Consider the following 21,063-nt stretch of genomic DNA (forward strand, 5'->3'; position numbering starts at 1 on the left):
GCTTTACCTCATGCTTCTCGTCGGTCACAGGCAGATTAAAATGAATCTCAACAGTTATGCGGGAAGGTTCACACCCCATCGCAAACATCGCGCAAGCTCCCCCTTTCAGTCGTGAACGGCATTGCTATTGATAAAAAACACGCGAACTCCATGGGATGAATTATGCTTAAAGAAAAGCATTTTCATTGAGTTACAGTACGTTCATCTCGACTCTCACCACAAAACAAAGGGAGCCTATGAGCAAAACCTGTTTAGTTCTTACCGGGGGAGGTGCCCGTGCCGCCTATCAAGTCGGGGTATTAAAAGCGATTGCCTCATGGTACCCGCGAGTCCACCACTCCCCCTTCAACATCATTTGCGGCACCTCCGCAGGCGGCATCAATGCTGTCTCTCTCGCCTGCTACAACAGTAGCTTTCGATTGGGCGTCAAAAAATTGGAATGGCTTTGGGCGCGGCTGCACACTGAGCGTATCTTTGCCGCCAACTGGTCTGGGGTAAGCCGTCATATCGGCCGACAATGGCTTTCTAGAATGCAGAGTGAACATCTAGAGCCACGCCCTTTTGGCTTGTTTGATAATCGCCCGCTACGGCACCTACTAAACCAAGTGGTGAATTACAGCAAACTAGAAAAACAAATCCACCAAGGATCCTTGGATGCCATTAGCATCACGACCTCGCGGTATCACGATGGCCACGCAGTCACCTTTTATCAAGGCAATAATAAGATTGCCAACTGGCGATCCAGTAAACAAGAGGGTGTGAGGCAACTGCTGCACACCGAGCATCTACTCGCCTCTTCTGCAATCCCGTTACTTTTCCCAGCCTCACGCATTGATCGTCATTATTACGGCGATGGTTCAATCCACCAGCTTGCGCCATTAAAACCCGCCATCGAGATGGGGGCTGACAAAATATTGGTGATTGATCTCATCAACAAATCCCAAAGACTCAACCGTCCGCCGAAAACGCCAGGATTAGCACAATTGGGAGGCCATCTCATGGATACCATTTTCAGCGATTCGTTAGAGGCGGATCTCTGCCACATGCAACGTCTTAATGAGTTCATTGCCAGCCTCAGCGAAGAGAGCCGAGCAAACAGCACCTTACGTACAATTGACAACTTGCACTTGTCCCCACAGCTGCCCTTTGAGCCGCTTGCTGAGGAGAACTATTGCCATATGCCGCAAGCAGCCAGACTGCTCTTGCGCATGATAGGGATTAGCCCTCGGCAAGATGCTGCCATTACCAGCTACATCCTATTTGAGAGCGACTATATTCAGTCACTCATCCGTCGAGGTTTTGACGACACCATAGAAAGGGAAACTGAAATCAAAAATTTCTCTCTTAATTTTCATTATCTTATGTGTCTATTTTTTCACCTAAGGTTGATCTGGCTCATTAATTGCTTAGATAATATTGCTCAACGTTATAGGTGATAAAATGGATCAGTTTATGTGGACACAATCCGTAAGCAGTACTGCTGAACAGACGATGCCAATGCGGCGTCTAGAGTCTGATCAGCGTTTACTCGTGCTCCAGAAACTACAAGGGAAACTGGATCTAAGTCTGCTCATGGAAACATTCATTCGTGAAGTGGAAAAGCAGATCGACATTAGTCGCTTGATCTGGGATTTCGAAGATACCTGCAGCATCATTCGCCGCGGTCAACCTTCTGAATACCGCCATACCTTTACCTTAAAATACGCACAACACAGTTTGGGCAGCTTGCAATACTTCACCCCTTACGCGCTGGATCGCGACGAAGTTGAGATGCTGCATCAATATCATCGCCTTTTAGCAGGCCCTTTGATGATGGCGATAGAGTACCAGCGAGTCAAAAACATGGCTTTGCAGGATCACCTTACTGGCATAGGCAACCGTACAAGCTACGAGCATGATATTGAACATGCCATCGCCATCAGTCAGCGTCATGAGGATGGCCTGATCTTAATGGCATTTGACTTGGATAACTTCAAACAGGTCAATGATATGCATGGTCACAGTATGGGGGATGATATGTTGGTGCGTTTTGCTCAACTCCTCAAGCAGGCTATTCGTACCTCTGATCGTTGTTACCGCCTTGGTGGTGATGAGTTTCTTGCCATTATTCAACCGACCTGCGTCAAATCCGCGCGAGTGATTACCCAACGCCTCGTCAAATTAATAGCGGAAGACCAACTGCTTCCAGACTACAACGTTGGCACGTCTTTCGGCTATAGCTACTGGAAAAAAGGCGACGATGCACGCAGCTTATACGAGCGTGCTGATGCCAACCTCTACGAGAACAAGCGCTTTAAAAAAGCGCGTAGATGATATTTTCTCTCATTTGAAGTATATTGATCGCAGTACTTATTATGAGAGAAAACCAATGAAAGTTTATGATTGTTGTGACTTGGTTCGTGAAGTCTATGCGCAGATCGGCAGTGGTGATTTGGGCTTTATCCCACAATCTATCGCCTGCTCTGTCCGTGCACTGAATGAAATAGCCAACAGCACTGAAGTCCCACAGCATGTCCGTGAAAAAGCGGCTTTTGCAGCTGCAAACCTGCTAATGAGTGATCACGAGGATTAAGATGAGCTTGAGTAACTATCAAACCATGGATCCCGTGATGCTGATGAGCATTGTCAACATGAAACTCCGCGATGAGTTTGGCGACCTTGATAACCTCGTCAAGTCGCTTGATCTTGATAAAGCGCTCCTCGTGGATCGTCTCGCCAAAGCGGGCTTTGAGTACCTCGAAGACGCTAAACAGTTTCGATAAGCGCGATCGCGCTATTAGCTATATACTCAATCCACCTCAAGGTGCAGGCTTCAGAAGCGGCCTAGCGCATCGAGGTCAAGGCAAAGGTGTGAAGGAATGGCTTTCCCTTTCAAACACCTTTAACGCAGAAGTCGAGGTGCTAGTCGCTTCCCAAAGGGCGAGTTTTCTAGGCTTGCCACCTGTGTTACTGCTTTTTGATTTAGCCCACTAGATCTTCAAAGCAGTGCCTTGTTGACAAGCCTAGAAATTCTCGCTGAACAAGCATCTTGAGGTGGTTTGAGTATAAAGGTGAACCTCCTTCACCTTTATATTCCCTCCTCTCTCGCTGCTCCCCTTCGCCAGATGCAATGTGATATTGCTCGCATCAAACCTGAATGATTATTGAACAATGTATAATTAAAGCTAAAATGAACACCGTTCAATTAAAGCAGTAAGGAAAGATGATGGCCTTTAGGATAATAGGTAGCGGAATGCGATTAGGCGATGACCACCTTAGCCGCAATCGCTTATCTGCTCAGCTCAATATTGATAGCAACACACTTGCCACGCGATTTGGTGTGAAAGAACGCTTTTGGGCAACCAACCAACAAAGCGCGCTCACACTGGCGGCGGATGCGCTTCAACAGGCTTTCCAGCAAGCAAACTGTGAATGGCGAGATATCGATTTACTCATCTACGCCAGTGGCACTCAGCATCAAGCATTGCCTTACGATGCCGCGGCCTTGCTTCACCATCTCAGCTGCCCTGTGCCCATTGCTTCGTTTGATATTAACAGCACCTGTCTCTCCTTTCTGACAGCACTCGATATGGCGCAAACCGCACTAATAGCTGGCCGATATCAGCGTATTGCGATTGTCAGCAGCGAGCTCGCCTCCCCAACGACTCGATATCAGGAGGCAGAAGTTGCTTCGCTATTCAGTGATGGTGCGGCCGCTTTTATCATTGAAGCCTCACCCGAAGGGCAAGGTTTATCTGCAACTAACTTTGAAACCCACCCCTGCGGTTACGACTATTGCCAAATCAAGGCCGGAGGAACGGGGCTCAATCCACGCCAGAATAGCTATGAACAGCTTCTTGCCGCGAGTCAATTTGAAATGCGAGGTCGCAAGCTCTTTCGTCATGCTGCCAAATTGCTGCCGACCTTTGTTGAACGCACTCTCAACAGTGCAGGCATTACCCTTGATCAGCTTGATGCCGTCATCCCACATCAAGCGAGTGCGTTAGCACTCGCTAAACTGCCGAAACTACTGCGCATCGACGCCGAAAAGATCAGTAATCATATCAGTTGGCTGGGCAATCAGGTCTCCGCTTCTCTACCCACAATGTTGCATCTACAGCGCCAGCAATACGGAAAAAATGCGGCGGGGAAAAAAGTCCTACTCGTTGGCACTGCCGCGGGGCTATCACTTGGTATGGGAGTGATCACCTTATGACAACACTATTGATTACCGGCGGGACGGGCATGCTGGGCCAAGCCATCATTCGTCAAGCACATCAAGACTACCCCATCCGCTTTATAGGGCGTAACCAAGCCAAATTGTCGCAAATCAGTGACCAGTACAAGGTAGAAGGTCAACACGTTGATTTAGGGGATAAAGAAGCACTGATTCGCGCTTGCGAGAACATAGATGCTGTCATTCACTGCGCAGCGCTGTCCAGCCCGTGGGGAAAACCCGCAGCCTTTCATCAACACAATGTGACGGGCACGCAACACCTAATGGAAGCGATGCACGTCAATGGGGTTAAGACACTTATCCATGTTTCAACACCCAGTGTCTATTTTGCTTATCGTGATGCAGAGAATATTAGCGAAGCACAGCCACTGCCGACGCAGTTTTGCAATCACTATGCCACCAGCAAAGCCGCAGCAGAGTCGGTCGTGTTAGCCGAAGATTTACATTCCACCATTTTACGACCGAGGGGGATTTTTGGCCCGGAAGACACCGCCATTGTGCCGCGCCTGCTGCGAGCAAGACGCCATGGTGTCCTGACCTTGCCATCGTCAAGGCAGCCGCTAATGGATTTAACCTACGTCGATAATGTCGCTGACGCCTGCCTACTTGCCTTAGAAACCACTGACAAACGCCGTCGCGGTGAAATCTATAACATCACCAATGGGACACCCACCACGTTGCAGTCGGTGCTATCTCAGCTATTTGACGCACTCGGACAACCCGTGCGTTTTCGCCATTTATCCTATCCGTGGATAAAACCCTTGATTCACTTGGTGGAGCGCGTTTGCCAATGGTTACCTCACCAACCCGAGCCGGTTCTGACACGCTACAGCGCAGCACTGCTGCATTACCACCAAACCCTCGACATCCGTAAAGCGCAACGTGAACTCGGTTATCACCCTCACGTATCACTCGAAGAAGGAATTGAACGCTATGCCAAATGGTATCTCAGTCAGACTGCTTGAAGTGGGTCACTGCACCCACCCAGGATTTGTGGTGAATCCTAAGCTCGGCCTGAAACCTCGTCGTTTCCCCGCAGGCATTGCGGTTATTCGCCATCCAAGCATGGGGGTGATCTTGTTTGATACGGGTTACCATCAAGGCTTTTTCGATGCCACGCGACATTTTCCTGAAAAGTGCTACGCGATGACCACGCCCTGCCATTTCGATCAGACAGAGCACATCGTGACTCAACTCACGCAGATCGGCATCGAAAAGAGTGCCGTGCGCCATATTGTCCTGTCGCACTTTCACGCCGATCATATCGCTGCCGTCTGCGAGTTTCCTGAGGCGATACTCCACTGTCATCCACGAGGCATTGAGGCTTTGAGTAAAAAACCGCGATGGAAAGCGGTACGTAAAGGGTATCTCAATGCACTATTGCCAGCGTCGCAACGCAGCCAATGCCATTATCACTCGCAATTTTCTCGTCGTTTAGATGAGATACTGAAGACACCCGATCCCATCCCGCTATATGCGGCAAACTTGGATGACGACCACCAGCTTTACCTCGTTAATTTACCGGGCCATGCTGCGGGTCATCTTGGTCTATTGATCCGATTAGAAACCCAATGGCTTTTTCTCGTCGCTGATGCCTGCTGGCTGATCGATAACCTACGGGACAATATTGATCAACACTGGATTGCTGGGATTATCTGCGATGATCGCAGCGCTTATCAGCAAACCTTGCAGGCGCTACGCCAGTGTTACCATACTCTGGGTGACAAAATGATCCTCGTCCCTTCGCATTGCAGTGACACGCTAAATGCACTCAAACAGAAGGAATGGATGCGATGAAAGCGCTAACATTTGCCAAGGATTTTATGCATGCACGTTGGCCTCGGTTTCGCCATCGCGCTCAACTTGAACAATGGCAACAACGACGCCTTTCTCAACAGCTCGATTGGGTATGCGCCCACTCACCTTTCTACGCCCCCTATCGAGGTCGCGCATTAACGGATTTTCCTATCATGGACAAAGCCACCATGATGGACAATCTCGATAGCCTCAACACACAAGGCTTATCCAGTACTGACTTAATGGCGACCGCATTACACGCCGAGCAGTCACGTCAGTTTAGTGATTCCAAGCTGGGCAATATAACCGTTGGACTCTCCTCCGGAACGTCTGGAAGGCGAGGTCTGTTTCTCGCCAGTGATGATGAACGCGCGTTATGGGCGGCAAGCATAACCGGTAAACTGTTACCTTCATTAGTAAAAAAGCAGCGCATTGCCCTATTGCTACGCGCTGATAGCCCGCTTTATCACAGTGTAAAACGTGGACGCATCGCCTTTCACTACTGCGATCTCACGCAACCACTCTCGACGTGGTTACCTCAACTAGAGGGTTTCAACCCCACACTCATGGTTGGCAGTGCGCAAGCGTTAATGTTGGCCGCCTCGCATCAAAAAACGCTCGCCCCTGATCGCGTCATCTCTGGAGCAGAAGTACTGACTCAAGAGGATCGGCATTGGCTTGAAGCGCAACTGCGCTGTGATGTGCATGAAATCTATCAATGTACCGAAGGCTTTTTAGCGTGCAGTGATCAACATGGCACGCTGCGTTGGAATGAAGATCTGATCTATCTGGAAAAAGAGTGGATCGATACAGACAAAACACACTACGTGCCGATCATCACCGATCTAAAGCGTACGACACAGCCCATTATTCGCTACCGACTTGATGACATCATTGAACATCGGCAAGATGACGGCATATTTGCAGCGATTAACCGCATTGTAGGGCGATGCGGCGACTGCTTTTCATTGCCTGCGGCAAACACTGAGCAAAAAGCCATCTCTGTGCTACCTGATTTGATCAGCCGCACCATAACCCTGCACGCCTTCCCACAGTGTAATTACCGTATCAGCCAAATCGGTCATGCACTAGTGAGTGTTGAAGCGCCTAACGAGCAACACCACGTGATCGCTAAGGGTTTACAAGCCCTGTTTAAACAACTTGGCAGCAGCGATATACAGTTTCAATTTGCCCCAGAGCCCCTATGGCAACCCAGTGTTAAACAGCGTCGCGTCGTTAACCAACACAATCCGCCATTCGCCGCTTCAACACTAAGGAGCATGCCATGAACATTCTCATTACCGGTGCACGTGCGCCTGTTGCGGTAGAGTGGGTCAATATCCTGCGACAAGCAGGAAATAAGCATCGCGTCTGGCTTGCGGACAGCCTACGTTGGCCTCTAGGACGATTTGCAAAGGATATCGAAGGCTTCTTTCGCTACCCCGCGCCGCGCTTTACTCCGCAGAGCTGTGTTCACGCCATTGCCAGTTTCTGTCAGCAGCAGCGTATTGATTTGGTCATTCCAACCTGTGAAGAGGTCTTCCATCTTTCCCAATACCCGCATGATCAACTGCCACTGTTTGCACCGAATCACCGTCTATTGAGCCAACTCCATAATAAATATGCCGCTCTTCAACTCATTAACAACATCGCTGGTGTTTCTGTACCAGAAACCCGGCTCCTTCAGCATCGAGATCAACTGGCACAATACCCAGATCACTTACTCAAGCCTGTTTTTAGTCGATTTGGCGAAGCGGTGATCTATCCCGGCCAATGCCGAGCCAACTGTCAGCCATCCTCAACACAACCTTGGGTTGCCCAGCGTATGCTTGATGGCGAACCGATCTGCAACTACGCCATATATACGCACGGTCGTCTCATTGCCCATCAAGCTTATCGTCCCTTATGGGGCTTAAATGGCAGTGCGGCCACCGCATTTGCACCTTATGACAATGCGGAGCTCGCTCGCTTTATGCAGCACTTTGGTCAACACACTCAATATCATGGCCAAGTTGCGTTCGATTTTATTGAAAAGGACAACCAGCTGTTCGTGATTGAGTGCAATCCTCGCGCAACCAGTGGCCTACATCTCCTCGCCAAAGGCATTTCTCTCGATAGCAAAGGGAATTGGAGAACCCAGCCTTACAAAGCTACTTTGCAACACATTGGCTTGCCATTGTTCGGGCTGTTTACCAAACAAGCTCTTCAAGACAATAACTTCCGGGGGTTACTCAATACTTATCGGCAAGGAGAAGCGGTTTTAACAGAGGCAGCGTTACCGCCATTGGCCTCAACGCTCAGTTTTATCGCGTTGTGGGTCGAAAGCCTGCGTCAAGGCTGCTCCCTGACACGTGCATCGACATGGGATATTGAATGGAACGGATAAATCATACCGAGGCGTGGCAAAACGCATTTACTACTCTCATGCAGCAAAAAGGGGGATGCGCTATCGAGCGTTTGGCGTGTCAGTTTGCCCAATACACCGTGAACAACCAGCGGTACTTTTCCACCCTCAGTGAGCCAAAAGAGAACAACTGCTATGTGGTCGCGCCCTCTACACTCTTACTGGGATACGGCCAAGATGAATTGATTAAGCTCACTCATCCTATTCAACGCGCGGCCAGCAAGCTATTGCTTAAACTGGCCTCACTCCCCCTACGTTGGGCCAAGGTAGATAAACTACAGGTACTGAACAACCAATGCCTCTCCACCAATATGTATGATGAGAGCTGGCAGCAAACCGATATAAGCCAACTACGCAACCACGCACTTGAACGCGCCCCTCAACATGCATTGATGCTGCGCTCGCTCAATACCATTCAGCAACCCAAACTCATTGCCTCACTAAAGAGAGACAATTGGTTACCCATAGTAACGAGGCAAGTGTACGTGCTCACGCCAGACGGCAAACCGGGCACAGACTTTAAACAAGATACGCGTCTGGCGAACCAAGCGGGTTGGCATTATCGCCCTCTTCAGGGCCGAGACGAGTTTCAATGGGCCAAACGCTACTACGACATGCTCTACTTAGAGAAATACAGTCAACACAATATTCGTTTTACCCTTGAGTATATGGAAACCATGCAGGCTCAAGGATTGATGCAGTTCGTTGGCTTGTTCCAAGACATGCCATCGAGTGAAGGGAAAACAGCGACCTTGCGAGGTGCAGTGGGCTTTGTGGTGCAAGACAACACCATGACCACACCGGTTTTTGGTTTCGATACGACTCGCCCTCAAGCAGAACAACTGTATCGGCGGTTATCGTGGTACACCCTCGATTATGCTCACCGCCACCAGCTCAGCTTTAACCTTAGCGCTGGCGCGCCCCACTATAAACGTAGTCGCCATGCTAAGCCGACCATCGAGTGCAGCTATGTGTATGTGGCACACTTATCCATGCTGCAACGAATGGTTTGGCAGACATTGAGTCAACTCACACGTCGTTTCTATGCGCCCATGTTGGAGAAAAATCAGTTGTAACAATAAAAAAGGAGAATCTGAGATTCTCCTTTCGGTCCATGATGGGATTACTAAGACGATTAAATGGTGACCCAAAGTACGGTGAAGACCAAGACAGGACAAACAAACTTCACGTACCAAGGCCAGATGCGCCCATAGAGTGACTGTGCAAAATCCGGATCTCCTTGCAGAATTTCATTCATCTTGCCGTTACGAGACCATACCCAGCCGCCAAATAGACAGAAGAGCAACGCAGCAAACGGTTGGAAATATTGTGTCGCAATGGTCGCCACCATCCCAAACATACCCGGGAAGTTAAACACCAATACAATACTAAACAAACCAATCACGCCACCCAGCAACCAACTTGTTTTACCGCGAGAGACACCGCTACGCTCGCTGACCAACGCCACTGGACATTCCAACATCGAAATCGAAGAGGTCAACGCCGCCACTGTCATCAATACAAAGAACACCAGCGCAACAATGTCACCCACATAACCCAACTTATCAAACAGCAAGGGCAATACACTAAACACAAGCGTATCAGAGTCGATCAACTGGTTATTGGCATCATAAATTTCAACACCATTTTGCATCGCGACAAACATGGCCGGTAATACAACCAAGCCTGCTAAAAACGCCACCCCTGTATCAACCAAGGTCACAGACATGGCCGTTTTAGGTAAGGATTCTGATTTGCTTAGGTAAGAACCATAGATCAGCATTGAACAGCCACCAATGGTCAAAGAAAAGAAACCTTGTCCCATCGCTGCGAGGATTAAATCTTTATCCCAGATACGGCTAAAATCGGGCACCAGATAGTGTTTCAAACCTTCAACGGCACCTTGCTGCGTCATGATGTAGACAAACATCATCACAAACAGAGCAAGCAGTGCAGGCATGAGACGTTTCGACCACTTCTCGATGCCCTGCTTGACGCCACCTTTAACAATCAAGATGGTCAGTAAATAGAACAGCACGACACCAAAGATATTACGGCCAACGCTGAAGCCTTTGAGCCATTCTGCTGCCGAGGTTAATCCCGCAAGGTGTGCCGCTGCCCCTAGCATCGACGCGACAAGCCAGCCGGCAACCACACTATAAAACGCAAGGACTAAACAAGGCACGGCCAAGCCAATCCAGCCCACCCCTTCACCCAACATTTTGGTTAAGGGCGTTTTCCCTACCGCGCGCATACTGTCGATCGGGTTTGCTTGACCATGACGACCAATCGCCATCTCAACCAATAGCATTGGGTAAGCAACAATCAAAATTAAAAGGAGATAGATAAAAAGGAAAGCGCCGCCGCCGTTAGACGCAGCTTGGGTTGGAAACCCCCAGATATTGCCAAGGCCTACCGCAGCACCAGCGGCCGCCAATACAAACCCTAATCGGGAGCTAAAATGTTCGCGTTGCATCGCCACACCTCAAATAAACTAGCGAGCTAGTACACTAGTCTTTAAGTGTATTGAGTACAAGCCCAATAGCAAAATAAATCCCTAAATTTTGTAAACCAGCCATTACGAAATGGTGAGTTTTTGTACTGATTCGGTATTACTGACACGCCAACTCGGGATAACCGCAACCATTTACATATCAGCGGCATTAGTTACACATCGACATACATCACAATTTAAGTTCCATAATAACCCCTGCTATCTTCCCCTCTCCTTAAATGATTGGGAGGTTTACCATGAAACAACATACTGACGACAAGATGATTGATGCCTTCCACCGGGTCATTCACTTGTCAGTAAAACTCTTAGCACTGTTCATGGTTGTATTGATTGTGATGGGTGTGCTAGATGTCGGCTGGACGATGGCACAAAAACTGATGCACCCTCCTCACTTTGTCTTGAAGGTATCAGATCTACTCGCGCTATTTGGCGCTTTCATGGCGGTGTTAATTGCCATTGAAATCTTCATCAACATCACAGTCTACCTGAGAGAAGAAGTGATCCACGTGAAGATCGTTATTGCCACCGCGTTGATGGCAGCCGCACGAAAAGTCATTGTGCTTGACTTAGAGAAATACGACGCATGGCAAGTGGCATCATTGGCATTGGTTTTCTTTGCTGCATCGTTTGCGTACTGGTTTGTTCATCAAATACCGTCAAAAGACAAAGTACACGAAACGCTTGATTAAGCGATAGCAACTCCGTTTTTGCGCCTAGATATATTCAAACCTATTTAGGCGCGCTCCACCGCAGCGTTAATGCCGTCCCTTCAAAGCCCTTACAGACAAATAACCCCGCAATCGCGGCCAGTTCTTCGCCATAAAAGACCATTGGCATCCGATCTCGCTGCCAACTCGGCACCGCATATTCTTGGAACAACTTCTTCATTTTGCGGCGACCACCCTGTCGCTCGACAGGCTGTACTTTCAACCCCTCAACCCCAAAGCGCACTTGCACCTTTTGCCCTGCCTCCGGTTGGCGTAACGGTAAAGCCAACGACTCACTTGCTCTATCATCGGGCGCGTCACTTTCTCTCGGCACTAAGAGCAACTCACCAAGACCATCAGGCAACACAGTGGCCTTACCCACCTCTAGCTTCACCTCACACTCGACTAGCGACTGAGTTGGCCTAACCACCCACAGCGTGTTTTGAAAGCGACGCAATTGATATGACTGCCAGCATAATTGTGGATTGGCATCCTGTTTGGCTGCCACCACCTCACTCAACATGGCGGCAAGCTGTGCGGCTGACGGCATAGTACAATGCTGATTAGCAAGCCATTGGCGCAACAATTGGGGTTGCAGTACCTTATCTTGAGCCAACAATGCGTCACATCGCAGTTGCCCTTGGGGTGTTGATATCGCCAAGAGCTTCTCGACTAGCAATAACGACAAAGCGGATTCTTGGTCAGCGCACAGTTGCGCACTGCGGGCGATGTTGCGACTCACCGCCGGCCAGCGGGCGGAGAGCATGGGCAGCACTTGGTTCCGTAGAAAGTTGCGATCATAGCGATCATCGGCATTACTTTCGTCCTCAACCCAGCTCAGATTCGCCGCTTCGGCATACGTTTCCAGCGCCTGTCGCGACAACGACAAAAGTGGACGGAGATGCAAGCCGCCAGCAAAGGCGCAAAGTGCTGGCATTGCAGCGAGTCCTCTCGGCCCAGAGCCACGCTTTAACGCTAACAACAGGGTTTCACACTGATCATCTTGATGCTGAGCGGTGACTAATAAGCTATCCGAGGTCATGTGTTTACGCAGCGCTGCGTATCGCGCCCGCCGAGCACCTTGCTCGATACCGCCGTCACTGGCGTCAACCACCACCTTTTCACACTGAAAGGGTAAACCAGCTTCTCTCGCCCACTGTTCGCACTGACTTTCCCAATCATCGGCATGTTGACTCAAGCCATGATGAACATGAACAACGTGCACAGCGTACTGCGGATGGCGCTGATGAAACCTGGCTAATAACTCCAGGAGAACACGTGAATCTAAGCCGCCACTGAAACCCAAAACAATGCGGCCAGAAGGGGAAAGCGTGTTGAGTAATTGCTGTTCAACAAGGGAATAGATCATAGGTGCTCAAAAGGTCAGTCAATCTTATACTCAAGCCACCTCAAGATGCTTGTTCAGCGAGAATTTCTAGGTTTGCCATCGAGGCACTGCTTTGAAGGTCTAGTCAACTACATCAAAAAGCAGTAACAAAGGTGGCGAGCCTAGAAAACTCGCCCTTCGGGAAGCGACTAGCGCCCCGATTTCTGCGTTAAAGGTGTTAGAAAGGGGAAAGCCATTCCTTCGCACCTTTGCCTTGAACTCAACGCGCTAGTCTGCTTCTGAATCCTGCATCTTGAGGTGGCTTGAGTATAGGCATTGTTAAAAACAAGGGCCGACAAGTCAAACTTGTCGGCCCTTGTATTCTCAATGACATTGAGAGGTGCGGCTTAACAGTAACCGTAGCTCATTAGACGTTGATAACGACGTGCCAAAAGGTTCTCAGTATCAAGACCTTCAAGATCCGCAAGATTCGCCAGCAACGTAGCTTTAACGTTCTCAGCCATCATACGCACATCACGGTGCGCGCCGCCCATTGGCTCTTGAATAATATTATCAATCAGGCTTAACTCTTTAAGACGATCTGCGGTCATCCCCATCGCTTCAGCCGCTTGGTCAGCTTTGTTGGCATCACGCCACAAGATAGAGGCACACCCTTCTGGTGAAATCACCGAGTAAGTGGAATACTGCAACATGTTAACCACATCGCCCACACCAATAGCCAGTGCGCCACCAGAACCCCCTTCGCCAACAACGTTAACGATAACGGGAACTTTCAATCCTGACATCACTTTTAGGTTACGTGCGATGGCTTCAGACTGACCGCGCTCCTCTGCACCAACACCCGGGTAAGCACCGGCCGTATCGATAAAAGTGATGATTGGCATGTTAAAACGCTCGGCGGTTTCCATTAGGCGCAGCGCTTTGCGGTAACCTTCAGGTTTTGGCATACCAAAGTTGCGAATCACTTTCTCTTTGGTTTCACGGCCTTTTTGGTGACCAATAATCATCACTGGTTTACCATCGAGGCGAGCAACACCACCAACAAGCGCTTTATCATCTGCGTAGGCACGATCACCTGCGAGCTCATCAAACTCAGTGAAGATATGCTCGATATAATCCAGAGTGTAAGGACGCTGTGGATGACGCGCTAACTGAGCCACCTGCCATGCACCCAGATCAGAGAAAATTTTCTTCGTTAGCTCAAGACTCTTGTTCTCAAGCAGCTCAATCTCTTTACCTAAATCAACCGCGGCATTCTCATCATGCTTAGATACGCCACGCAGGGCTTCGATCTTCGCTTCAAGTTCCGCGATTGGCTGTTCAAACTCTAGAAAATTAAGGCTCATACCAATTCAAATCCTTTTTATGCACCTCACATGAAGTGAAACTGCATACGGGGTTTAGTTAAATTCAAGTTCTACCTGTTGCTCACCTAGTAGGAGCTTCAGTTGATCAATTAGTTCATCTGTTGGCGTAACACGCCACTCTGTGCCCAACGTCAATTTGGCCCGAGCATCCTGACGCTGGTAGTAAATATTTATGGGGATCAATCCTGCTCGGTGCGGTTCGAGTATGTCGCTAAAATGCGCAAAAAATTGATCATCAATCTGCTTATCAGTTACCGAGATTGCCAAACCGCGCAGATGCTTCTCTCGTGCTAAAGAGAGATCCATGACTTCACGGCCTGTCATTTTAAGGCCACCGTTGAAGTCATCAAAGCTGACCTGTCCACTGACAACCACAATACGGTCTTTTTCTACCAGATCTAGGTACTTATCCAGTATGTCTGAAAATAACATGACCTCCATCCGGCCTGAACGATCATCTAACGTCATGAGACCGATTCGTGAGCCACGTTTTGTTGTCATCACGCGTGCAGCAACAACGAGCCCCGCAACACTTACCACTTTATCGCGCCCGCTCGGCTGCGCATCTTTTAAGCGATACGTCGTATAGTGCTTGAGCTCTTTAATGTAGCTGTTGACCGGATGCCCTGTGAGGTATAGCCCTAATGTCTCACGCTCGCCTTCTAACCAGACTTTATCGGGCCAAGCCGCCACTTGTGCATACTTGGTTTCAACTTCCTCCGGCGCCTCAGTGAGGACACCAAACATATCTCCCTGACCAAAAGCTTGTGCTTGATGGTGCTGGCTCGCTGCACGCACCGCATCATCCAGTGACGCCATCAGCGCGGCACGATGAGGGCCTAGTCTATCTAACGCTCCCGCCTTAATCAGTTTTTCAAGTACGCGTTTATTGACCTTTTTGGTATCAATACGGGCGCAAAAATCGAAGAGGTCTTTGAAATAGCCTCCCTTCTCACGCGCCTCAATGATGTTTTCAATGGGCGCTTCACCGACCCCCTTAATCGCACCAATACCGTATACAATTTCGCCTTTTTCATTAACGTTAAAGCGGTATAAACCACTGTTGACATCCGGCGGTAAGATGGTGAGCTTCATCCGCAAACACTCATCCACCAAGCCAACAATCTTATCGGTGTTATCCATATCCGCCGTCATGACCGCCGCCATAAACTCAGCCGGATAATGGGCCTTTAGCCACAAGGTTTGATAGGAGACCAGTGCATAGGCCGCAGAGTGAGATTTGTTGAAACCATAGCCGGCGAACTTCTCAACCAAGTCAAAGATCTTCATCGCCAACTCGCCATCGACACCGTTGGCTACTGCGCCTTCTTCGAATGTCGCGCGCTGTTTCGCCATTTCTTCGGGTTTTTTCTTACCCATCGCACGGCGAAGCATATCTGCGCCACCCAAGGTGTAGCCGGATAGCTCCTGAGCAATCTGCATCACCTGCTCTTGATAGAGAATGATGCCGTAAGTCGGCTCTAGGATGGGTTTCAAACAGTCATGCTGCCAGGTTTCATCGGGATAAGAGATCGCTTCTCGACCATGCTTACGGTCGATAAAGTTATCTACCATGCCTGACTGCAATGGTCCCGGTCGGAATAAGGCAACCAATGCGATCATATCTTCAAAGCAGTCCGGTTGAAGACGCTTGATAAGCTCTTTCATGCCACGGGATTCGAGCTGGAAGACGGCTGTCGTTTCAGCGTTTTGCAGCATGTCAAAGCTTCGACGGTCTGCCATCGGAATCGCCGCAATGTTGACTTCTTCTTTGCCTTCCCGCGCCAAACGCGGGTTAATCATCCCCAACGCCCAGTCAATAATGGTCAGCGTACGCAAGCCCAAGAAGTCAAACTTGACCAAGCCTGCTGTTTCGACGTCATTCTTGTCGAACTGGGTGACCGGGTTAAGGCCTTCTGCGTCACAATATAAAGGCGCAAAGTCAGTAATCGTGGTTGGCGAGATAACGACACCACCTGCGTGCTTACCGGCATTTCGAATCACCCCTTCGAGCACGCGCGCCATATCAATGAGTGCTTTGACTTCTTCATCCGCGTTGTAGATCTCACCGAGCTGAGGCTCTGCTTCAAACGCTTTTTTCAACGTCATGCCCGGTTCGGCCGGTACGAGCTTCGAAATTCGATCGACGAAGCCATAACCATGGCCAAGCACACGCCCTACATCACGAATTACCGCTTTCGCAGCCATTGTACCGTAGGTAATAATCTGCGATACCGCATCACGGCCGTACAACTCAGCAACGTGATCAATGACCAAGTCACGCTTGTCCATACAAAAATCGACATCAAAGTCGGGCATGGAGACACGTTCAGGGTTGAGGAAACGCTCAAATAGCAGGTCAAACTCGAGTGGGTCAAGATCAGTAATGTCTAGCGCATAAGCAACTAATGAACCCGCACCCGAGCCCCGCCCAGGCCCTACGGGCACCCCGTTATCTTTAGACCATTGGATAAACTCCATGACGATCAAGAAGTAACCCGGGAACCCCATGTCATTGATCACTTTTAACTCGATCTCTAAGCGTTCATCATACTCAGGGCGTTTTTCAGCGCGCTCTTTCTCGTCTGGGAACAAAAACTGCAAACGGCGTTCAAGCCCCTCTTCAGAGACTTTTACTAAGTAATCTTCAACACTCAGGTCGCCAGTAGGAAAGTTAGGTAGGAAATATTCCCCCAGCCGCACGGTGACATTACAACGCTTGGCAATTTCAACACTGTTCTCTATCGCTTCAGGGATATCATTGAACAGCTCGCACATCTCTTCTTCACTACGAAGGTACTGCTGCTCACTGTAGTTTTGAGGGCGTCGCGGATCTTCAAGGGTGTAACCACCGTGAATACAGACACGAATATCGTGAGCATCAAACTGATCTTGGGAGATAAAACGTACATCATTGGTGGCCACTACAGGTAGCTCTCGCGCTTGCGCAAACTCGACAGCAAAACCTATGTATGCGTCCTCATCTGGTCGACCTGTGCGCACCAGCTCTAAGTAGTAACGGTCAGCGAAATGCGTCTGGTAAAAATCGGCAAACTCGTTCGCCAAAGCCATATTACCTTTCAGTAGTGCCTTGCCTAGATCGCCGTTTTTACCGCCCGAGAGTAAGATCAACCCTTCACTGAGCTCTATTAACCACTCTTGGTCGATGACTGGCATATGCTGCACATGACCGCGCAAGTAGGCCTTCGAGATCAGCAACGTCAGGTTTTTATACCCGGTATTATTCATTGCTAATACAGTTAAGTCAGTGAGCTCATCACCAAGCTGCTCGCACTGCACTTTAAAATCAGCGCCAATAATCGGCTTGATGCCTGCACCATGAGTACCAAAATAGAATTTCACCAAGCCACAAAGGTTAGTGAAATCTGTCATCGCCATGGCAGGCATGCCTAACTCAGCAACCTTGTTCACCAGCGGGCCGACTTTTGACAAACCATCGACCATAGAGAAATCACTATGAACTCGAAGATGAATAAAACGCGGTTCAGCCATACGGGGTAATACTTCCGAGAGAATAGATTATCTGTTCCTGCCCAGTCTGGCGGATAGATATTGGGATTACAACTCGTTCAGCCCTTGAGAGTGCTGAACTTAAATCAGTATACGCAAACCAACGAGTGAGTTTGCAATTTATTGCTCGTGCTAAGGCTTACTCGATACCGAGCGCACGCTTCACTGGCTTAAAGCTACGACGATGTTCGCTGATTGGGCCATGCTCGGCTAATGCTTCAAAGTGTGCTTTGGTTGGATAACCTTTGTGCTTTGCAAAGCCGTAGGCGGGAAACTGGACATCCAATTCAGCCATTTCGCGATCACGGGTCACTTTAGCAAGAATAGACGCAGCAGAAATCTCAGCGACGCGCAGATCGCCTTTTACGACGGCTTGAGCCGTCACCCCAAACTCGGGGGTTCGGTTTCCATCCACCAAGACATAGTCCGGCTTAACATCGAGTCCGGCTACCGCCCGCTGCATGGCGACCATTGTTGCTTGCAAGATGTTAAGTTGATCGATTTCACTGGCTTCACATCGGCCTAGAGACCAACTCAGTGCTTTCGCTTTGATTTCATCAAACAGCGCTTCTCGCTTTTTATCCGTCAGTTTCTTTGAATCCGTTAACCCCTCGATCGGGTTATCAGGATCCAAAATCACGGCTGCAGTCACAACAGCGCCAACGAGAGGACCACGACCGACTTCATCAACTCCCGCAATATAGTTTGCTTGCGGGTATTCAAAAGGTTCAAACTCTTTCATGTAGTGCTATCTCTTCTAACACAGCTTTCGCGGCCGTGCGGTCTGCGTCACATCGTATCGAGTGATGCAACTCAGTAAATATGTCAATTAATGCGCGGTTATCACTCGATAAGTAGTGATTTAATTTTTCTACCAATAACTTAGGGTCGCATTCCTCTTGCAGCAATTCAGGCACCAACTCTCGGTCGGCGAGAATGTTGGGCAAGGAGACATAAGGTGTTTTAAGTAAACGGCGCATCAGCCAGGCAGTAAAGCTGTTAACTTTATAACTCACGACCATAGGGCGCTTCACTAGCATACATTCCAACGCCGCAGTCCCCGAAGCGAGTAGCACGACATCCGCTGCCGCCATGGCATTTCTTGCCTCAGCGCCGACAACGGTAACTGGCAAATCTGGGGCGACGGCGGCTTTAATCGCCTCGAACTGCTGACGACGTTTTTCATTTACCATCGGAACAACAAACGCGAGATCAGGGTGTTGTGCTTTGAGTTGAACACAGGTTTGCAAGAAAGGCTCACTCAACCTGCTGACTTCACCCCCTCTACTCCCTGGTAAAACAGCTAACCAACGTTTATTACTGTCCAACCCTAACGCGGCTTGCGCTGCCGATTTGTCCATCTCAAGGGGGATATCATCAGCCATGGTGTGGCCAACGAAGGTACAAGGCACATTGAACTTATCGTAAAAGGCTTTTTCGAAAGGCAAGAAGGCCAGTACTCGATGCGTCGCTTTTTCTATCCAAAAAATACGTTTCTGACGCCATGCCCAAACGGAGGGGCTGACATAGTGCACAGTGCGCATCCCCTGCTCTTTTAGCGTTTGCTCGAGCCGTAAGTTGAAATCAGGCGCATCAATGCCAACAAACACATCCGGCGGATTCGCTTTGTAAGCGTTGACCAACTCAGCCTTCACCTTTAACAAGCGTGGTAATCGGCCGAGCACTTCCACGAGCCCCATAACAGCCAACTCTTCCATCTCGAACAGTGACTGACAACCGAGGGCATTCATGCGAGGGCCTCCGATACCAACAAACTCGGCATCAGGGTGCTGCTCTCGAATAGCACGGATTAACCCCGCACCTAAAATATCGCCGGAGATTTCTCCGGCGACGATACCAATACGAAGAGGTCGGGTCATCTTATCGAATAATTCCGCGCGTGGATTTATCTAGAAACTCAATAAACGTGTTTACTTCTTCATGCTCTTGCGCAAGCGCCTCTATCTCTGGACGTGCTTCAGCCAGCGTTTTACCACTGCGATAAATCAGCTTATACGCTTTACGAATCGCCATAATAGCTGGCTTACTATAACCACGACGTTTCAGTCCTTCGACATTGATACCGAAAGGTGCACAATGGTTGCCTTGCGCCATTACAAATGGAGGGACATCTTTAACGACAATCGAACCGCCGCCTAGCATGCAATGTGCACCAATATGACAGAATTGGTGAATTGCCGACATGCCACCAATAATGGCATGATCTGCCACTTTAACGTGGCCCGCAAGCGTGGCATTATTCGCAAAGATGCATCGGTCGCCAATCACACAATCATGGGCAACGTGAGCGTTAATCATGAAGAGGTTGTCATTACCAACAATCGTAATGCCTTCATCCTGCACCGTACCACGATGCATGGTGACACTCTCTCGAATCGTATTGCGGTCACCAATAACGAGCTTGGTAGGTTCACCAGCATACTTGAGATCCTGACATGCTTCACCAATAGAGGCGAACTGGAAAATACGATTCTGTTTACCGATGGTCGTTGGGCCTTTAATCACGACATGGCTCATGATCTCGGTTTCCGCACCAATCTCAACATCAGATCCGATGTAAGTAAATGCACCAACCTTTACGCCAGGACCGATAACTGCGCCAGCTTCAACAACGGCTGAGGGATGAATTTGAGCGGTTGAATCAATCATTAGAATTCTCGTCTTGCACACTTCAGTTCAGCAGAACATACGACTGCACCATCGACTTTGGCGATACCATTAAATAGCGCAATACCGCGGCGTTCTTTAACAAACTCAACTTCCAGCATGAGTTGATCGCCCGGCTCCACAGGTTTACGGAACTTTGCATTATCAATTGCAGCGAAATAGTACAGCTCATTTTCTGCTGGCGCACCGAAAGTTTTAAACGCCAGCAAGCCTGTCGCTTGGGCCATCGCTTCGAGGATCAATACACCCGGGAAAACCGGTAACGCAGGGAAATGTCCGGTAAACTGAGGCTCATTCACAGAGACATTTTTCAGCGCGTGTAGATATTCACCTTCTTGGTAATCTGTCACGCGGTCAATCAAAAGAAACGGATAACGATGTGGAAGCAATTCTTTGATTTCGTTAACGTTTAGCGTTTTTTTCTCGCTAGTCAAAACGGTATTCCTGTGTCATTAGTTCGAAAAACAAAAATGGCCCACAGGTCGCGGGC

General features: G+C 49.2%; 19 protein-coding genes. 11 read left to right on the top strand and 8 right to left on the bottom strand.

Annotated features, from left to right (window positions below; all coding sequences use genetic code 11):
- Positions 1-236: 236 nt before the first annotated feature.
- The 10 genes from TSUB_RS12790 to TSUB_RS12835 all read left to right on the top strand — a co-directional run bounded on the left by TSUB_RS12790 (position 237) and on the right by TSUB_RS12835 (position 9,493).
- Positions 237-1,436: a patatin-like phospholipase family protein gene (locus TSUB_RS12790; protein WP_221274537.1), complete on the top strand. Its 1,200-nt coding sequence runs from the start codon at positions 237-239 to the stop codon at positions 1,434-1,436.
- 4 nt (positions 1,437-1,440) lie between these two features.
- A complete protein-coding gene (locus tag TSUB_RS12795; RefSeq protein ID WP_087022952.1) occupies positions 1,441-2,313 on the top strand; it encodes a GGDEF domain-containing protein in 873 nt (290 codons plus the stop codon).
- A gap of 55 nt (positions 2,314-2,368) precedes the next feature.
- Entirely contained in the window at positions 2,369-2,572 is a 204-nt protein-coding gene (locus tag TSUB_RS12800; RefSeq protein ID WP_087022950.1) for a YaeP family protein, read from the top strand.
- Position 2,573: 1 nt separating this feature from the next.
- Entirely contained in the window at positions 2,574-2,762 is a 189-nt protein-coding gene (locus TSUB_RS12805; protein ID WP_087022948.1) for a DUF4250 domain-containing protein, read from the top strand.
- A 470-nt stretch (positions 2,763-3,232) separates the two neighbouring features.
- The gene (locus TSUB_RS12810; RefSeq protein WP_246616366.1) at positions 3,233-4,195 is read left to right on the top strand and encodes a 3-oxoacyl-ACP synthase III family protein; all 963 of its coding nucleotides are present in this window, start codon (positions 3,233-3,235) and stop codon (positions 4,193-4,195) included.
- Entirely contained in the window at positions 4,192-5,181 is a 990-nt protein-coding gene (locus TSUB_RS12815) for an NAD-dependent epimerase/dehydratase family protein (RefSeq protein ID WP_087022944.1), read from the top strand. The genes TSUB_RS12810 and TSUB_RS12815 overlap by 4 nt, the downstream gene beginning before the upstream one ends.
- Entirely contained in the window at positions 5,150-6,013 is an 864-nt protein-coding gene (locus TSUB_RS12820) for an MBL fold metallo-hydrolase (protein ID WP_087022942.1), read from the top strand. The genes TSUB_RS12815 and TSUB_RS12820 overlap by 32 nt, the downstream gene beginning before the upstream one ends.
- The gene (locus TSUB_RS12825; protein ID WP_246616367.1) at positions 6,010-7,302 is read left to right on the top strand and encodes a F390 synthetase-related protein; all 1,293 of its coding nucleotides are present in this window, start codon (positions 6,010-6,012) and stop codon (positions 7,300-7,302) included. Before TSUB_RS12820 ends, TSUB_RS12825 begins: the two co-directional genes overlap by 4 nt.
- Positions 7,299-8,399: an ATP-grasp domain-containing protein gene (locus tag TSUB_RS12830; RefSeq protein WP_087022939.1), complete on the top strand. Its 1,101-nt coding sequence runs from the start codon at positions 7,299-7,301 to the stop codon at positions 8,397-8,399. Before TSUB_RS12825 ends, TSUB_RS12830 begins: the two co-directional genes overlap by 4 nt.
- Positions 8,387-9,493, top strand: a complete 1,107-nt coding sequence (locus tag TSUB_RS12835) for a hypothetical protein (RefSeq protein ID WP_087022937.1) — start codon at positions 8,387-8,389, stop codon at positions 9,491-9,493. The genes TSUB_RS12830 and TSUB_RS12835 overlap by 13 nt, the downstream gene beginning before the upstream one ends.
- A gap of 59 nt (positions 9,494-9,552) precedes the next feature.
- Here the strand turns inward: TSUB_RS12835 and TSUB_RS12840 are convergent, their stop codons facing one another.
- A complete protein-coding gene (locus TSUB_RS12840) occupies positions 9,553-10,893 on the bottom strand; it encodes a sodium-dependent transporter (RefSeq protein ID WP_087022935.1) in 1,341 nt (446 codons plus the stop codon).
- Between the two features lie 275 nt (positions 10,894-11,168).
- Here TSUB_RS12840 and TSUB_RS12845 point away from each other — a divergent pair, with 275 nt between their 5' ends.
- Positions 11,169-11,621 (top strand): phosphate-starvation-inducible PsiE family protein, encoded by a 453-nt coding sequence (locus TSUB_RS12845; protein WP_087022933.1) that lies wholly within the window; start codon positions 11,169-11,171, stop codon positions 11,619-11,621.
- Positions 11,622-11,661: 40 nt separating this feature from the next.
- On the opposite strand, the gene tilS is transcribed toward TSUB_RS12845, so the two are convergent.
- From tilS to fabZ, 7 genes are all read right to left on the bottom strand, one after another.
- Complete coding sequence (gene tilS, locus TSUB_RS12850) at positions 11,662-13,008, bottom strand: tRNA lysidine(34) synthetase TilS (protein WP_087022931.1); 1,347 nt, start codon at positions 13,006-13,008, stop codon at positions 11,662-11,664.
- Between the two features lie 365 nt (positions 13,009-13,373).
- The gene (gene accA, locus TSUB_RS12855; protein WP_087022929.1) at positions 13,374-14,333 is read right to left on the bottom strand and encodes an acetyl-CoA carboxylase carboxyl transferase subunit alpha; all 960 of its coding nucleotides are present in this window, start codon (positions 14,331-14,333) and stop codon (positions 13,374-13,376) included.
- A 54-nt stretch (positions 14,334-14,387) separates the two neighbouring features.
- Positions 14,388-17,867 carry a DNA polymerase III subunit alpha gene (gene dnaE, locus TSUB_RS12860; RefSeq protein ID WP_087022927.1) on the bottom strand — a complete coding sequence of 1,160 codons (3,480 nt, stop codon included), beginning with the start codon at positions 17,865-17,867 and terminating at the stop codon, positions 14,388-14,390.
- A 157-nt stretch (positions 17,868-18,024) separates the two neighbouring features.
- Positions 18,025-18,627 (bottom strand): ribonuclease HII, encoded by a 603-nt coding sequence (gene rnhB / locus TSUB_RS12865; RefSeq protein ID WP_087022925.1) that lies wholly within the window; start codon positions 18,625-18,627, stop codon positions 18,025-18,027.
- A complete protein-coding gene (gene lpxB / locus TSUB_RS12870; protein WP_087022923.1) occupies positions 18,614-19,765 on the bottom strand; it encodes a lipid-A-disaccharide synthase in 1,152 nt (383 codons plus the stop codon). Before lpxB ends, rnhB begins: the two co-directional genes overlap by 14 nt.
- Position 19,766: 1 nt before the next feature.
- Positions 19,767-20,555 (bottom strand): acyl-ACP--UDP-N-acetylglucosamine O-acyltransferase, encoded by a 789-nt coding sequence (gene lpxA, locus TSUB_RS12875; protein WP_087022922.1) that lies wholly within the window; start codon positions 20,553-20,555, stop codon positions 19,767-19,769.
- Positions 20,555-21,007 carry a 3-hydroxyacyl-ACP dehydratase FabZ gene (fabZ, locus tag TSUB_RS12880; protein ID WP_087022920.1) on the bottom strand — a complete coding sequence of 151 codons (453 nt, stop codon included), beginning with the start codon at positions 21,005-21,007 and terminating at the stop codon, positions 20,555-20,557. Before fabZ ends, lpxA begins: the two co-directional genes overlap by 1 nt.
- Positions 21,008-21,063: the final 56 nt, after the last annotated feature.

It is taken from the genome of Thaumasiovibrio subtropicus (assembly GCF_019703835.1).
In the GTDB taxonomy this organism is placed as follows: Bacteria; Pseudomonadota; Gammaproteobacteria; order Enterobacterales; family Vibrionaceae; genus Thaumasiovibrio; species Thaumasiovibrio subtropicus.

What these genes read in the sequence shown, in the direction of transcription:
- TSUB_RS12825 (WP_246616367.1), top strand. Translation starts at nt 6,010, where the DNA reads ATGAAAGCGCTAACATTTGCCAAGGATTTTATGCATGCACGTTGGCCT.
- TSUB_RS12820 (WP_087022942.1), top strand. Translation starts at nt 5,150, where the DNA reads ATGCCAAATGGTATCTCAGTCAGACTGCTTGAAGTGGGTCACTGCACC.
- lpxB (WP_087022923.1), bottom strand. Translation starts at nt 19,765, where the DNA reads ATGACCCGACCTCTTCGTATTGGTATCGTCGCCGGAGAAATCTCCGGC.
- TSUB_RS12795 (WP_087022952.1), top strand. Translation starts at nt 1,441, where the DNA reads ATGGATCAGTTTATGTGGACACAATCCGTAAGCAGTACTGCTGAACAG.
- TSUB_RS12845 (WP_087022933.1), top strand. Translation starts at nt 11,169, where the DNA reads ATGAAACAACATACTGACGACAAGATGATTGATGCCTTCCACCGGGTC.
- lpxA (WP_087022922.1), bottom strand. Translation starts at nt 20,555, where the DNA reads ATGATTGATTCAACCGCTCAAATTCATCCCTCAGCCGTTGTTGAAGCT.
- rnhB (WP_087022925.1), bottom strand. Translation starts at nt 18,627, where the DNA reads ATGAAAGAGTTTGAACCTTTTGAATACCCGCAAGCAAACTATATTGCG.
- TSUB_RS12840 (WP_087022935.1), bottom strand. Translation starts at nt 10,893, where the DNA reads ATGCAACGCGAACATTTTAGCTCCCGATTAGGGTTTGTATTGGCGGCC.
- TSUB_RS12790 (WP_221274537.1), top strand. Translation starts at nt 237, where the DNA reads ATGAGCAAAACCTGTTTAGTTCTTACCGGGGGAGGTGCCCGTGCCGCC.
- TSUB_RS12810 (WP_246616366.1), top strand. Translation starts at nt 3,233, where the DNA reads ATGCGATTAGGCGATGACCACCTTAGCCGCAATCGCTTATCTGCTCAG.
- accA (WP_087022929.1), bottom strand. Translation starts at nt 14,333, where the DNA reads ATGAGCCTTAATTTTCTAGAGTTTGAACAGCCAATCGCGGAACTTGAA.
- tilS (WP_087022931.1), bottom strand. Translation starts at nt 13,008, where the DNA reads ATGATCTATTCCCTTGTTGAACAGCAATTACTCAACACGCTTTCCCCT.
- TSUB_RS12830 (WP_087022939.1), top strand. Translation starts at nt 7,299, where the DNA reads ATGAACATTCTCATTACCGGTGCACGTGCGCCTGTTGCGGTAGAGTGG.
- dnaE (WP_087022927.1), bottom strand. Translation starts at nt 17,867, where the DNA reads ATGGCTGAACCGCGTTTTATTCATCTTCGAGTTCATAGTGATTTCTCT.
- TSUB_RS12805 (WP_087022948.1), top strand. Translation starts at nt 2,574, where the DNA reads ATGAGCTTGAGTAACTATCAAACCATGGATCCCGTGATGCTGATGAGC.
- TSUB_RS12815 (WP_087022944.1), top strand. Translation starts at nt 4,192, where the DNA reads ATGACAACACTATTGATTACCGGCGGGACGGGCATGCTGGGCCAAGCC.
- TSUB_RS12800 (WP_087022950.1), top strand. Translation starts at nt 2,369, where the DNA reads ATGAAAGTTTATGATTGTTGTGACTTGGTTCGTGAAGTCTATGCGCAG.
- TSUB_RS12835 (WP_087022937.1), top strand. Translation starts at nt 8,387, where the DNA reads ATGGAACGGATAAATCATACCGAGGCGTGGCAAAACGCATTTACTACT.